The sequence below is a fragment of the Streptococcus mitis genome, assembly GCF_005844455.1.
GTDB lineage: Bacteria > Bacillota > Bacilli > Lactobacillales > Streptococcaceae > Streptococcus > Streptococcus mitis_BF.
Genome location: NZ_SPGF01000010.1, coordinates 34115 through 49539 on the forward strand (window position 1 = coordinate 34115; position 15425 = coordinate 49539).

Genomic DNA, 15425 nt, shown 5'->3' on the forward strand with positions numbered 1-15425 from the left:
GACGACCCTTGACAAGGCCTTTCCATTCCTTTTTGGGTAGAAAGGAGAATGAATGGCAAGTAATATTGGTGAATTAGTCGCTACCGCTACCTTGGATGTCGCTCCTTTTCAATCGAGTGTCGGGAGGTTGAAGACCTATCTAAAAGGTGTCGATAATTCCCTGAAAGCGATGGAGAACAACTTTAAGGGCGCTGGCAAGAATGTCACTAACTTAAAGAGTCTTTTATCGCAAACTGGTTCAGCTCTAGGCTCTTACCAAAAATTGCTAAGTTCGCAAAGCGAACGATATAACCAACTAAAAGCAAGCATTGGAGATGTTTCTACCGCAACAGCTGAACAAAAACAAAAGTTAGTTGAAGCAGGTGCTGGTATGACTGCGACGGCTGCTAAAGTGGCCGAATTGCAAAATCGCTACGAAGAGTTAGCGAAATCTATGCGTCAAGCTTATATCGATGATAGTGCCTTTACTAAATTCGGAAATAGCGCTCAAGAGTTGGGTAATAAATTCAAAAACGTTGGTGAAAGCGTATCTGGTTTTGGTTCTGCTTTAACCAAGGGTGTAACTGCCCCTATTGTAGCTGGGGCAGGAATAGCTTTGAAGGCTGCAATTGATTATGAAAGTGCGTTTGCTGGTGTTAAAAAGACAGTAGACGGAACACCTCAACAATTTGAAAAACTCAGCGCTAGTATTCGGAATATGGCTAAAGAAATGCCAGCTAGTGCTACGGAAATTGCAAGCGTAGCGGAAGCAGCAGGGCAGTTGGGTGTACCAATTGGGTCGATTGAAGGTTTTACTAAGACCATGATTAACCTTGGTGTATCCACCAACTTGAGTGCCGAAGAAGCTGCGACATCTATTTCTAAAATCGGGAATATCATGCAGGTATCAGGAGATGATTTAGATACTTGGTCAGCTAAGTTTGGTGCAACCGTCGTTGGTTTGGGGAATAACTTTGCCACAACTGAAAGCGATATTGTTAACATGGCCAATCGTCTTGCAGCATCAGGTAAAATAGCTGGATTGACTACGCCTGAAATCTTAGGTCTATCAACTGCAATGAGTTCGGTCGGTATTGAAGCTGAAGCAGGAGGTACTGCAATGACTCAAACTCTGACTGCTATTTCAAAAGCAGTGTCAGAGGGTGGAAATGACTTAAGACTTTATGCTGAAACTGCAGGAACAACTGCTGATAAGTTCGCAGAAAAGTGGAGAACTAAACCTGCTGAGGCTTTGCAAGATTTCATTAGAGGTCTCGGTAAAGCAAAAGAACAAGGTAAAGATACTAACAAGATTTTAGATGAGCTTGGTCTAACAGGTATCCGACAATCTAATATGTTAAAATCTTTGGGTCTTGCAGCGGAAACAATGGGCAAGGCAGTTGGATTGGCAAATAGCGAATGGGAAAAAGGTACTGCATTAACAGACGAAGCGAACAAACGCTATGAAACGATGCAATCTAAACTCCAAATGCTTAAGAACCAATTGACAGATGTGGCGATTGAATTTGGAGGTCCGTTATTAGACGCACTAAAAGATGGATTAGAAGCGGCAAAACCTTGGATAAGTACATTAGCCGATTTGGCTAAACAATTCAGTTCTATGTCAAGAGAACAACAACAGAACATCATTAAATGGGGATTGATGGCAGCAGCCGTAGGACCTGCAATAAAATTGTTAGGTGGTGGCATATCTACTATTGGTGGTCTGATTAAAGTCATAGGCGGTCTATCTAGAGGAATTGGTATTTTAAGCGGTTCTTTAAAATACCTTAAAGATTTAGGTGGCGTGGCAAGCGGGCTGAAAGCAGTAGCTGGTTCAGCTGGTGCAGTGGAAACTGCAGCAGCAGGCGCAGCGTCCAACGCAGGAGCGTTATCTGGCGCGTTTGGCGCTTTAGCAAATCCTATCGGGCTACTGGTAGGTGGTAGTGCTTTGCTTGCAGCAGGCTTGGTTTATCTAGGTAACAAAAAAGATGAAGCTCGGATTAAGACTGAGGAGTTTGGTTCTCAGTTGAGTGATACTGCTACCAAAGATTTAAGAGATTTCCAAACAAAAGTAGACGAAACAAGTACAGCAATTGCTAACTTCGGGACTCATGCTGGAGATGCTGAGAAGGTATCTGAATCCTTTAGGAAACTTCATGAAGAGGTTGCTTCAGGAGCAGAAAAAGCTAGTCAGCGTATGGAAGAGCTAGCTAAGAAGTTGGGGTTTAGCGATGAAGAAATTGCTAAAATGAGAGCAAAAAATGACCAAGTTGTTTCAAATACTGATGCAATGGCTAATCAGGTTAGCGAAATTTATAAACGCCATAACGGAGACGCTAGTAAGTTTTCTCAAGAAGAAAAAGAAATCGTCTTAAATAACCAAAAAGAGATGATTAAAGCCAGAATTTCTATGATGGAATTATCTGGCGAACAACAAAAGGCTGCGCTTCAGGCTCTGAATGGAGAGATTGGTAGTTTAAATGAGACGCAATTGAAACATACAAGAGATGTGTTGAAGAAGGCTCTGGACGAAGAAAATCAGTTATACAAAACATCAAAAGATGGATTGAAACAACTATTGGACGGTAAGTTTATAGACCAAGAGACGTATAACCAAAAACTACAAACTCTGACAGACAATCATAACCAAACCATGCAAACTTTAGGTACTAAGTATTACCAAGTTATGAAAGCAATGGATGAAGAGTGGAAAACTCGGACTCGTTCAAACATTGGTAACAATTACTGGGAAGAAGCTAAAAAGGTTCTGGAAGAATATGGCCTATCCTATGAAGAAATCGGCAAGAAAGCTGCAGAAGCTTCTCAAAAGGTAGGAGATTCAAATAGCATCCTTGCTAAATATACTAATGATATGAGCAAGGAAGTGAAAGAGGCTAACGATGCATGGTCGTTGCTGGTTGGGAATATCAATGAAAATGGTAATTTCGAAGTTAAATCCAACGTAAAAGAAGTGATTGGAGAAGCAACTCAATCTGCTGAAGGTTGGGCGCAATTGCAATTCATTGCCAAGAACGCCGACTTAAATTCAAATGCTCGTGTGACTATCGCTGAGGCTCTTGTCGAATCCGATAAATGGAAAGACATGACTCTCGAAGAGAAACAAGTAATCGTCAAGAACCAAGCTGGGTTACAAGCTATTTTTGATAGTGAGGAAAACCTCAAGATTTGGAATAGTATGCCAGCAGAAGTAAAACAACTTCTATTGGATAAAACAGACGTGATGAACAATGCGGAAATTGCTTCGCAAACTCTTAAAAATTATGACGCTCAAACTCCTAAAATTAAAGAACTATTAGCAAATGATAAAAATTTCAGAGATGCGGTATCTCGTTCTGCAGAAACTTTGAAAAATTGGAATGCTACGACTCTATTTACAAAAGATTTGAAACTAGATCCTACAAATGTTTTGAATAATGGGCAATTGTCAATAGATAAAATCATGGCTTGGAATCTATCTAATCCAGATACTAAATCATTAAATGCTACAGATAACACGGGCGGAGCAGTAGCAAGCGCGCAAGCAAGTGTGGACTCACCTACTCAAACATCGCCTATCAGCATCAACGCTACTGATGACACCGGAGGCGCTTCGCAATCGGCAAGCGCTAGTGTAAATGCTCCTTATCAATTATCCCCGATTGGAATCAATGCGTTAGATTTAACTGGGAATCCTTCTTCTACAGCGAGTGCAGGAGTCAACGCTGTTAAGCAGAATTCCCCAATTGATATCAATGCAACGAATAAGACGCAGGGCGAGGCTAATGCTGCAAGCAACGCAGTCAATGCAGTTAAGCAGAATGGTCCGATAAATATCAATGCACAAAACAAAACAGGTGGAGTAATCAGTAGCGTATGGGCATCTTTAAGCTCTTTGCCAGCGTTTAAGTTTATTGATATCATCACACGACACTTTACTGAGCGGCACGCCAAGGGTACGGATAATCACCCTGGCGGTCTTGCGACAGTCAATGACCAACGAGGGACCTTGTATAAAGAGTTGGTTACATTGCCGGACGGAACTTCATTTATTCCGCAAGGCCGTAACGTTACTTTACCACTTCCGCCTGGAACCAAGGTCATGAGAGCTGGTAAAACGCGTAGTTTGATGAATCGCTTGGGCATTCCGAATTATGAAAAAGGTATTGGATTTGAAGATACTAAAATTTCTCATCTAACCCGGCGTTTTCAAGAAATCAATACTAGAAACAGAATCTATAACTATTCGAAATCTTCATCCTCCACTAGCAATTTTGACAATCATTCAGACAGCAATAGCGGTCAAGCAATTGTGACTGAATTGGTTAGCTTAAAAGCAAGCGTGGAGGATTTGCTTGGCAAATTATTAGATAAGGATTCCAATACTTACCTAGATGGTCAAGTAATCGCAGAGAACTCTTATCGCTATCAAGGAAATATTATGAGAAGGGAGGGGATTTAATGGCGAATTATTTAAAAGTGAATGATTTTTCAACAACCGGTTTTAAAAACTGCGTAGTAACTGATTTTGGCACAATTCATTCTGCCAATCCTCGTTTCTCGGAGCAATTGAAGTTGTATGGGATGAATGGGAGTTACAACCAGGAAGAAGGGACTTTTGATAATTATGAGAGAACCATTCGGGTGTTTTTCGAACGATTTTCAAATTTAGCAACCTTGGTTGAAAAGTTTCAACCAGTTGGAAATCGTTTAGAGTTTAGCTACCAGCCTGATTCATTATTCTATGCCGATCTCTTAGATACCGAAATCGTTCCCAAAGGTATGTATGGTTGGGAATTGGCAATCAAGTTAGATATGCAACCATTCAGATATCAGAAGAGCGTAGATCATGTGGTTCTTACTGCATCTGGTACAATCAACAATCTTGGAACAATCTATTCAGAGCCTATCATCGAAATCGAGGGAGATGGTGACGTCTCTCTTACGATTGGCCGTAAGACTATGTACCTAGCGATTAAGACCAAGGCTACGATTGATTGTAGACAAGGCAAGCAAAACATCTATAACGCTAATGGCGCAGTTCAGAATACGCTTCGGAAACGTGGAGGGTTCTTAGAAATCCCGACTGGTAAGGTTGGTGTTTCATTCACTGGAACCGTCCGTAAGATTACTATTCGACCGAATTGGAGGTATAAGATTTGATTTATTTAACAAATGGAAATATGCCTCTGAATGCTGCCTATTCTGATGAAATTGTTCAAGAGGATAATAGTACCTACCAATTGAGCTTCCGATTTCCGACCTCGGATTCCTTATGGGAGCAGTTGAAGGAGGAAACGTTCCTAACGGCTGATGACCTTCACGGTGAACAGGATTTTGTCATTTTCGAGGTAGAGAAGAAGCATGGCTATATTCAAGTCTATGCGAATCAAGTATTCACCCTCTTGAACAACTACGTGGTCAATCCAATCTCTTTGGATAGACAGACTGGTTCGACTGCCTTGAGTCGCTTTGCAGGTAGTATCACTCGTAACAATCCATTCTCGTTCTTCTCTGATATTGAAGATAGACACACCTTTAATATCGATTCTAAGAATGCCATGGAGGCGTTTGCGAAAGATAAACACTCTATTATTGGTCAATGGGGTGGCGACCTCGTGCGTCATGGATACCAGGTTCGACTGTTGAAAAATGGCGGTTCAGAAAATGAATCGCTTTTTATGTACAAAAAAAACCTGTCTAGCTATCAGCACAAGACCTCTACCAAGTCTTTGAAAACTCGAATCACCTTTAAGACTACCGTCAAAGGTGAGGGAGAGAAAGTGCCTGATCGTACGTTCACTGTTACTATCGATAGTCCACTCATTAACAAATACAGTCAAATCTACGAAGATGTGATTGAGGTTAATGACCAGGATGTGAAGGATGAAGCAAGCCTACGCAAGTATGGTGAGCAGTATTATAGAACATCGCTTTGCGACATGATGGAAGATAGCCTTGAGATTGAGGTTGTCTGTCAGAGTGACGTGTCTGTTCAGATGTTCGATGTCGTGAGTATCTTCCACGAGCGTTACAATCTCGACGTGCGCAAGAAGATTACTAAGTACACTTACTCGCCGATGGCCAAGAAGCTGAAATCTATCGGATTCGGTCAATTTCAGTCTGGACTTGCAAATGCGATTGGAAATGCAGTGAGTGATGCAGTCAAGGGAGAGGCACAACAACTTCAAGACGATTTTGAAAGGCAGTTAGCAAGAGAGCTCAAGAATGCTGACCTTACTTTTGACCGGCAAAAAGAAGAGTTGATCAATCAATTCACAGATGGTCTCAACGCTACCAAAGCCAGAGCTGAAGAAGTTAAGAGAGAACTCTCTGATACGATTGACCAGCGCTTTGACAGTTTTGACAATGGGCCTCTACAAGAAGCCAAGCGCAGAGCTGAAGAAGCCTTGCGAAGCGCTGGCGCAAGTACCTTGCTTGCTCAAGAAGCGAAGCGGATTGGGTTGGATTCTGTTGCCAAACTTGAAGAATTCAAGAAACAGGCTACGAGCGCCCAGACGGCCTTGTCGGGTGATTTGGATGTATTGAAACAGAAAGTCACAAGCGAGGTCAATCAAGCTTCAGAGTACCGCAGAACGACCACAGAGGCTCTTAGTCGCATGACTGGCCAGATGGACGGATTTGCGACCAAATCAGAAGTTAAGCAAGGCATTGATGGATTGACTCAAGCCTTTGCTAAGATAAAGGTTGGTAGTCGTAACTATGCTGAAGACTACGACTTTTCACGAGGTCTCTGGATATACTCTCAAGGTGACAGTAGTCCTGTTGATTGGAAAATCATCAACGGCGAATACAACGTCAAAGGCACGACTAACACTTGGAAACAGATGCAAATCCACTCAAAAGAGGGTAGTCGATCTTCGTGGAAGAGTTCGACAGCTCTTCTTGAGTTGGGAATTGGCGAGACTTACACCCTCTCATTTCAAGGGATTTGCTACTCTGGTTCTCCAAACGTCTGGGTATCCTTAAGGGCTAATCGGACAGCGCCTGGCAATCCTGAAATCATGAATGGTAATTTCAATCTCACGTCCAGCTGGCAGACTTATCAAGTTACTATCCCAGCGCTGACCAAGCCTGATAATTTCGATTTCTGGCGAATTATCCTCGGTTATAACGAGATCGGCCATGTGGCATTTCGTAAAGTCGAGCTAACTAGGAGCTCTACTCGTATAGATGCAGGCCCTGCTCCTGAAGATGGTAAGACGGACCTGGTCGTTGCCAAATCTGAATTTGAGAAGACTGCTGAAGGTCTGTCTGCTAAGATGACGGCAGTTGAGCGTTACGTCAATCAAGATGGCCAGCGACAAGAGAGCTTGCAACGCTATGCTCGTGAGGAAAGCGCGAAACAAGCGACGGCAGTTCGTGAGCAGATATCTAGAGACTACGTTGGGAAATCAGCTTATCAAGAGGATGTAAGAGGTCTTGAACGTCGATTTAGTGCAATAAGCACGCAGACGAACAACGACATCGCTTCAAAGATTGCTCAGTACAAGCAGACGGTTGATGGGCAATTTGCAAACATCTCATCTCAGATTTCTGGCAAGGTCAATCAGACGGACTTCCAGCGAGTGCAAGAGACTAGCAAGCTGTACGAACGCATCATCGGTCGTAGTGAGTCTGATGTCGCTGATAAAGTCGCTCGTATGGCTATGACCAATCAGCTGTTCCAGGTAGAGGTGGCTAAGGCTGCAAAAGGTGGTCGAAATTATATCAGAAATGGTCAATTTAAGAACGGTTCAAAAAATTGGCTTGAATATCAATCTGTCAATTTTGGCTTGTACTTCAATTACCAGCATTCCCAAGCCCCCAATAACCGCAATCGTCCAGGGGCTCATTTTTTTCACGACTCACAAAATGTCGCAGATTTCTTTGGTTTGCAACAGGCTTTTGCTTTTGAAGGTGTTCGAGGAGAAAAAGTGAGTGTATCTCTCCTTGTCTCAAAAGACGGTGATGATACCTACAGTGGTCTGAGAGTCGCTTTGCATTACATCAAAAATAAAAACATTGTTGGACAAGAGTGGCAAGGAATTCCAAGCGCGCAAATAACTTCGAAGTACAAGCGTTTCACATTTACGTTTACTCTATCTGATGATGTTGACCAAATGAATTTGATGCTATTTGGCGAAAAAGGAAAGACCATCAATCTCTATGTGACAGATGTTCAGCTTGAGAGAGGTTCTATAGCAACGGATTACAAAGAAAGTCCTGATGATACCGACGAAGCGATTCGCTCTGTCCAAACTCAACTAGCTGGCTCGTGGGCTGTTCAGAACATCAATTCAGCTGGAGATATCATCTCTGGAATCAATCTGGGCGCTAACGGTCATAATCGACTTGACGGGAAATTGACTCACATTACTGGCGAGACCTTGATTGAAAGAGCTGTCATCAAGTCTGCTATGGTTGATAAGCTGAAGACGGCCAATTTTGAAGCTGGTTCGGTGACTACTGTAGTTTTAGACGCTGAAGCGGTCACGGCTGAAAAATTGAAAGTTGACCAGGCTTTCTTTAATAAATTTGTCGCAAACGAAGCTTACTTGAAACAACTATTTGCCAAGCAAGCCTTTATCAACCGCGTTCAGAGTGTTGCGATTGATGCAAGTCAGGTTCGTTCAGGTATTTTAAGCGGTGACCGAATCTACGGCGGAACGATTCGAGGGACCAACATCTATGGAGGAACCTTAACAGGCCACACTAAAATTCAACTAGGTTCTTACGGTTCGTTTGATACTGTCAATGGTGGTCTGCAGATTAACGTGCCTCGCGATTACAATGCTAAAGACGGGCTGGGAGTCCAGTTCATTGGTTCTTACGGTCGTGGAGAGAATGTCCCTTACGGTCTTTTCATTTACAAAGACTCGGATTTTACTACTGGTGGTTACGCAAGCAAAAGTGATGACTTTCTATTAACAGTAGAGGGATACATCAAAGCGAACGGAATAGGCTGGCTAAAAACAGGTTTAGGAAAAGTCGGAAGCGTATCGACAGGAACACTAGCTTTCTGGAATTCTACCGTCGCATTGGATTTCGCTCCAAGCGATATTTATTATACGTACGGCGGTCAAGCGTATGGCTTGTGGGCAATTATTAAGCAAAATTTCTCAGATAGACGTCTGAAAGAAAACATCGTTGATTGCAAGCATAAGGCTATTGATTATATCCAGCAATTCCAGTTCAAGGAATACGATTGGAAGAAGCAAGAGGATAGACCACGACAAGCACACACGAAGATTGGTTTGATCGCTCAAGAGGTTCAAGCAGTGGATTCTACGCTTGTTTACGAGAACGGAGACACGTTGAATTTGGATAATCTCAGATTGACTAATATAGCACTTAAAGCAATTCAGGAACTTGCTCTTGAAAATAAAACATTAACACACAGATTGGAGAATTTAGAAAATGAACGAAGAACAACTTAACCAGGTTCTGGAAATGACAATTGATGACATGTTAGTTGACTCAAAGACATCAATGCTTAGATATAATCTGTTGAAGATTCAACTTAGGGAAAAAGAAGCAGAGAATCAAAGACTTCAAGCACGAGTAGAGGAGCTGGAAGCTCTGCTTGATGAACAAACTAAACCAGCTGAAGAAGGAGAATAAACATGGCAGAAACAACTCAAAACACAGACAACTTGCTAGATCTTACGAAAATCACAGAACCATTTGACCTTGCGACCGCTTTGCACTACATGAAAGAAAATGGGGAATTCATTCGTTGCAAGAATGCAAACAACGACTTCTATATGTATCATGATATTCAAAAACGTCCTGTGATCGTAAATGGTCGTCGTCAATTTAAGGATGTTGAAACCGTTTGGGCGTTCAATCAGTGGGGGGGTACAACCACAACTATCAACGTAGCCGATCTATTTAATCAGGAATTTTACATCATGAAATTTGATGCAGAGGGCAATCCTGACTGGACGGATCCAACGGTAAAACCTAAAGAATAAGAGGTGTGTATGCAAATCGAAATTTTTAATTTTTTAAGAAGCGTCGTCCAGACTGAAGACGGCCTGGTCTTGTACGCTCTAGCTTTGATTGTCTCAATGGAAATCATCGATTTCTTGACAGGGACAATTGCTGCTATCGCAAACCCTGACATCGAGTATAAGAGTAAAATCGGCATTTACGGACTTCTTCGAAAAATTTCAGGGGTTCTCTTATTAATGATCCTTATCCCAATGTCTGTCCTATTGCCTGAGAAGACAGGTTTCGCTTTCTTGTACTCGATTTATCTCGGGTACATCGCATTTACATTTCAATCGCTCATTGAAAATTACCGCAAATTAAAAGGAAACGTTACTCTTTTTCAGCCAATTTTAAAAGCATTTCAGCGCTTGTTTGAAAAAGACGAAGATAAAAACAAAGGAGAATAACACATGCAACAAATCAATGAAATTATCGCAAATGGAGCAATCAGTATCCTTGTCATTTTGGCAGGCGTCGCAGTCAAATCGGTCAAAGATTTTTTGATTAAAAAAGGCGGAGAAAAGACCATCAAGATTGTCGAAATCTTGGCCAAGAACGCGGTCAATGCTGTGGAACAGGTCGCATCTGAAACTGGCTATAAAGGTGAAGAAAAGCTGGAGCAAGCACGTACTAAAATCCGTGCTGAGCTGACCAAATACAACATTAGCATGACAGACAAGGGTCTAGACACTTTTGTTGAGTCAGCAGTTAAACAGATGAATGATAGCTGGAAGGGAGAATAAACAAATGAAAAAAAACGACTTATTCATCGATGTATCTTCACATAACGGCTATAATATTGAGGGTATTATAGAAGATATAGGAACGACTAACACTATTATCAAGATTTCAGAAGGTACGACATACATTAACCCTTGCTTGTCTGCTCAGGTGGAACAATCAAACCCTATCGGATTCTACCATTTTGCGTGGTTTGGTGGAGACGTGGAAGAAGCAGAAAGAGAAGCACGCTACTTCCTTGATAATGTACCTCAAAAAGTAAAATACTTGTGTCTTGATTACGAGGATCACGCAAGCGGAGATAAACAGGCAAATACAGATGCATGTATTCGCTTTATGGAAATCCTCAAAGAAAATGGCTATGAGCCAATCTATTACAGCTACAAGCCATTCACGCTAAATAATATTGACTATCAGCAAATCCTTGCAGAGTTCCCAAATAGTCTTTGGATCGCTGGGTATGGGCTAAATGATGGTACAGCTAACTTTGAATATTTTCCATCAATGGATGGGATTCGATGGTGGCAATACTCTTCAAATCCGTACGACAAAAACATTGTTTTACTAGATGACGAAGAAGCTAAGCCCAAATGGAAAAGAAATGATACTGGATGGTGGTGGGAGGAGTCAGATGGTTCTTATCCGACAGACCGCTGGAAGAAAATCAATGGGGAGTGGTTCCGATTTGATAATCGTGGCTATTGCCTAATCAATCGTTGGTTTAATGATGGTAAAGACTGGTTCTATCTTGACAAGCGTGGTGCTATGGTCACAGGCTGGATGTACATTGGTAATTACTGGTATTACTTCAAGTCAGATGGGCGCATGGCTAAAGGTTGGGTGAAATACCGTGAAACTTGGTACTATCTTGATGAAAAGAATGGAGATATGAAATCAAATCAATTCATTAAATCAGGAAATGGCTGGTACTACCTCAAACCAGATGGCACGATGGCAGACAAGCCAGAATTTACAGTTGAGCCAGATGGCTTGATTACCACTAAATAATTTTTAAAAAATAAAACGAAAGGAAAACTTTTCTAAAATTGTGTATCTACCGCAGGCTCAGGCTTGCGGTTTTTTTGTTTGCTCTGGAATACGCTTGATAATCGCTTGAAATTCCTAAAAAACCTTTATAGATATAGGGCTAGGGGTGTTCTTTTTCGCTTGAATATTTTTATTTTGCTCTGAAATTGACTTGTTAAAGTCAACAATTAGCTTTATAAAGCGCTTGGTTGCCAATTTTGTTGACGTTAACAAAACTGGATCTTGTATTTCTAGTTTGCAAAAACACGCATTTTGAACGATTAGAAACAAAAATCTCAATCCTATTGTTCAAAAAAGCGTTTTCTCGAAGAATAGGGAGGGGGATCGTGGCGCATTATTGTCAAAAACGCCATTTTGTTAATAATAGTTCCCTTTAATTCTTCGATTATTGTCAAAAACGGTGTTTTGTTAAAATCAATATTTTTGATGAAGATTTTTTGAAATAGAAGTAGAAAATTGTGGTATAATGCAAGTAGATTTTAATACAGGATTGAGCCGTGATTTACGCGGTTTTTTGGGAAAACATGACCTAAAACAGACCCTAAAATCGCTATGAGTTGATTTAACAATCTTTCCAAGACTCCCACCGGCTCCATTATTCCTTTGCATTCTTTTGCATTCCTTGGTAAAACGTTGTTAAATCAACGTTTTTTGTTTTTGTCTTTCAGTCCGTCTCACACATAACGGACTAATATAGTAGATTGAAATAAGATGTGAACAAACTGATTAGGAAAGTCAAATTAATTTCTAGAAATGTTTTAGTAGTCACGGCGTCCTATTCTAGCGTCAATCCATTATAGTCACACACTAAAACGCATAATGTAAAGGTTTTTGCACCTTACATTATGCGTTTTTGTGATTTTAAAACTTGTTAGCTGATTTTTTACAATCCTGCAAATTCTTTGATTTCTTGTGCTGACATTGAAGAGTCGCAACGGACATTGATTTGTCCATCTGCGATATGGACAAAGCCTGGTACAGTTGGGATTCCGTAGCGTGAGCGGAATGCTTGCAACTCATTTAGTTGGCTTGCTTCTTCACTGTTGATGAAGTAGATGTGAGCTTTAGTTTCAGCTACGACACCTGCCAATGTACCTGCAAATTTACGGCAGTAAGGGCAAGTTTTGCGACCAATAAAGAAGGTTGCAGTTTCTTTCTTATCAAGAGCTTCTTGCGCACGCGCAACTGTAGTGACTTCAAGGTCTTTGATATTATCTAAAAATTGTTCCATGAGATTACCTCGCTTTCATTGATAAGTCTAGTATGCCATAAAGTTTCTAAAATTGCTTAGATTTGATACGAAAAAAGATGAGATTGGTTGGTCTCATCTTTTGTAGTGCTTTATTTTACAAAAGCATTGATTTCTGCTTCTATATTAGCAATCTTAGCTTGTGATTCTTCGTTGGTTTCACCTACAACTGCAATGTAGAATTTGATTTTTGGTTCTGTCCCTGAAGGGCGAACGGCAATCCATGAACCGTCAGCAAGTGTGTATTTCAACACATCACTTGGAGGAGTTGTCAAGTTTGTAACAGTGCCGTCAGCAGCAGTAGCTGTTTGAGCTTTGAAGTCTTCTACGACAGTGATAGCTGTTGCATTCCATTCTTTTGGAGCATTGTTACGGAATTTAGCCATAATCGCTTTGATTTGTTCAGCACCATCGACACCTGAAAGGGTAACAGAGATAGTTTTTTCTGCGTAGTAGCCGTACTCTTTGTAGATTTCTTCGATACCATCAGCAAGTGTCAAACCGCGTGAACGGTAGTAGGCAGCAAGTTCAGCAACGACTAGAACAGCTTGGATAGCATCTTTATCACGTACGAATGGTTTAATCAAGTAACCGAAGCTTTCTTCAAATCCCATCATGTAAGTATGGTTGTGTTTTTCTTCGAATTCTTGGATTTTCTCAGCGATAAATTTGAAACCTGTCAAAACGTTGAACATAGTTGCGCCGTAGCTTTCAGCAATCTTCGTTACCAAGTCAGTTGATACGATAGATTTGCAGAGAGCTGCATTTTCTGGAAGAGTTCCAGCGTTTTTGTGGGCTTCCAAGATGTATTTAGCCATGATAGCACCGATTTGGTTACCTGAAAGGTTGAGGTAGCTACCATCTTTTTGAAGAACTTCAACACCAACACGGTCAGCATCAGGGTCAGTTGCCACAAGAACATCAGCACCAACTTGACGGCCGAGTTCTTCAGCAAGGGCAAAGGCTGCTTGATTTTCGGGATTTGGAGATTTAACAGTTGAGAAGTCTGGATCTGGAGTTGCTTGTGCTTCAACGACTTGAACAGAGTCAAATCCTGCTTGAGCAAGAGCACGACGGGCCAACATTTCACCAGTACCATGAAGTGGTGTGTAGACAATTTTCATGTCTTTACCAAATTCTTCAATCAAGGCTGGGTTGATGTTTACGTCCTTAACTTCTTTGAGGTATTCAACATCGACAGCTTCGCCGATAACTTCAATCAAGCCAGAAGCTTTTTCAGCTTCCACATCAGCAACTTCAACTGCAAATGGATTTTCGATTGCACGGATATAAGTAGTCAAAGCGTCTGCATCGTGTGGAGGCATTTGTCCACCGTCTTCACCGTAAACCTTGTATCCGTTAAATGGTGCAGGGTTGTGGCTGGCTGTGACCATGATACCTGCGAAACAGTTGAGGTGACGAACTGCAAATGACAGTTCTGGAGTTGGACGAAGGCTTTCAAATACGTAAGATTTGATGCCGTGTTTAGCAAGAACTGCCGCAGATTCAAAAGCAAACTCAGGTGAGAAGTGACGGCTATCGTAGGCAATTGCCACACCACGTTCTTTGTCGTTTCCCCCTTTTGACTCAATCAAACGAGCCAATCCTTCAGTAGCTTGACGAACAACGTAGATGTTGATGCGGTTTGTACCTGCACCGATCAAGCCGCGCATACCTGCAGTACCAAATTCAAGATTGGTGTAGAAAGCATCTTCTTTTGTTTTTTCGTCCATGTTTTCTAAATCTTGACGAAGATAGTTGGGAAGACCGGCAAAATCGACCCATTTTTGATAATTTTCTTGGTAAGTCATAGAGTATCTCCTTTATCTATTGCTTTAATCACTTTCATTATATCACGATTTGATATTTTAGTAAAACGTTAGCATAACTTAAAATGTAGGAAATTTACTTTTATTTCATTGTAGAAGAATAGTTAAATACATTTGTTTTATACCAATTTTCTAATGATAATTGATTTAGATTAATCTATTTAAGATTGGAGGTGATGTTTTACTAGGTTTTCTCCTATAGACTTCCTGCGAAACAAAACATGGTACAATAGTTCTATGAATTATGAAGCAAGCAAACAATTAACTGATGTACGATTTAAGCGCCTTGTTGGTGTTCAGCGCACTACTTTTGAAGAGATGTTAGCTGTGTTAAAACAGCTTATCAACATAAACACGCAAAAGGTGGACGAACTCCCAAGTTAAGCTTAGAAGATCTCCTCATGGCTACTCTTCAATACATGCGAGAATACCGCACTTATGAACAAATTGCGGCTGATTTTGGCATTCACGAAAGCAACTTAATCCGTCGGAGTCAATGGGTTGAATCAACTCTTATTCAAAGTGGTTTTACGATTTCAAAAACTCATCTTAGTGCTGAGGATACGGTGATTGTGGATGCAACA

General features: G+C 41.2%; 10 protein-coding genes and 1 pseudogene. 9 read left to right on the forward strand and 2 right to left on the reverse strand.

The window, feature by feature from the left end:
• The first annotated feature begins 52 nt into the window (after positions 1–52).
• The 8 genes from FGQ53_RS03415 to FGQ53_RS03450 are packed head-to-tail and all read left to right on the forward strand — an operon-like array spanning position 53 to position 11724.
• Positions 53–4441, forward strand: coding sequence for a phage tail tape measure protein (locus FGQ53_RS03415; protein WP_138335784.1), 4389 nt, complete (start codon positions 53–55; stop codon positions 4439–4441).
• Positions 4441–5142 (forward strand): phage tail protein, encoded by a 702-nt coding sequence (locus FGQ53_RS03420; RefSeq protein ID WP_138335786.1) that lies wholly within the window; start codon positions 4441–4443, stop codon positions 5140–5142. Before FGQ53_RS03415 ends, FGQ53_RS03420 begins: the two co-directional genes overlap by 1 nt.
• Positions 5139–9419: a phage tail spike protein gene (locus tag FGQ53_RS03425; RefSeq protein WP_138335788.1), complete on the forward strand. Its 4281-nt coding sequence runs from the start codon at positions 5139–5141 to the stop codon at positions 9417–9419. The genes FGQ53_RS03420 and FGQ53_RS03425 overlap by 4 nt, the downstream gene beginning before the upstream one ends.
• Entirely contained in the window at positions 9400–9603 is a 204-nt protein-coding gene (locus FGQ53_RS03430) for a hypothetical protein (protein WP_138335789.1), read from the forward strand. The genes FGQ53_RS03425 and FGQ53_RS03430 overlap by 20 nt, the downstream gene beginning before the upstream one ends.
• 2 nt (positions 9604–9605) lie before the next feature.
• Positions 9606–9956, forward strand: a complete 351-nt coding sequence (locus FGQ53_RS03435; protein ID WP_138335791.1) for a hypothetical protein — start codon at positions 9606–9608, stop codon at positions 9954–9956.
• Positions 9957–9965: 9 nt separating this feature from the next.
• Positions 9966–10382: a phage holin family protein gene (locus FGQ53_RS03440; RefSeq protein WP_138335793.1), complete on the forward strand. Its 417-nt coding sequence runs from the start codon at positions 9966–9968 to the stop codon at positions 10380–10382.
• 3 nt (positions 10383–10385) lie between these two features.
• Positions 10386–10718, forward strand: coding sequence for a phage holin (locus tag FGQ53_RS03445; protein WP_138335795.1), 333 nt, complete (start codon positions 10386–10388; stop codon positions 10716–10718).
• Between the two features lie 4 nt (positions 10719–10722).
• Positions 10723–11724: a GH25 family lysozyme gene (locus tag FGQ53_RS03450; protein WP_138335797.1), complete on the forward strand. Its 1002-nt coding sequence runs from the start codon at positions 10723–10725 to the stop codon at positions 11722–11724.
• Positions 11725–12646: 922 nt separating this feature from the next.
• Here the strand turns inward: FGQ53_RS03450 and FGQ53_RS03460 are convergent.
• Positions 12647–12994, reverse strand: coding sequence for a thiol reductase thioredoxin (locus tag FGQ53_RS03460; protein WP_033685148.1), 348 nt, complete (start codon positions 12992–12994; stop codon positions 12647–12649).
• Positions 12995–13104: 110 nt separating this feature from the next.
• Positions 13105–14823: a phospho-sugar mutase gene (locus FGQ53_RS03465; protein WP_138335799.1), complete on the reverse strand. Its 1719-nt coding sequence runs from the start codon at positions 14821–14823 to the stop codon at positions 13105–13107.
• Positions 14824–15078: 255 nt separating this feature from the next.
• Here FGQ53_RS03465 and FGQ53_RS03470 point away from each other — a divergent pair.
• Positions 15079–15425, forward strand: a pseudogene (locus FGQ53_RS03470) (IS5-like element IS1381A family transposase); the annotation flags it as partial.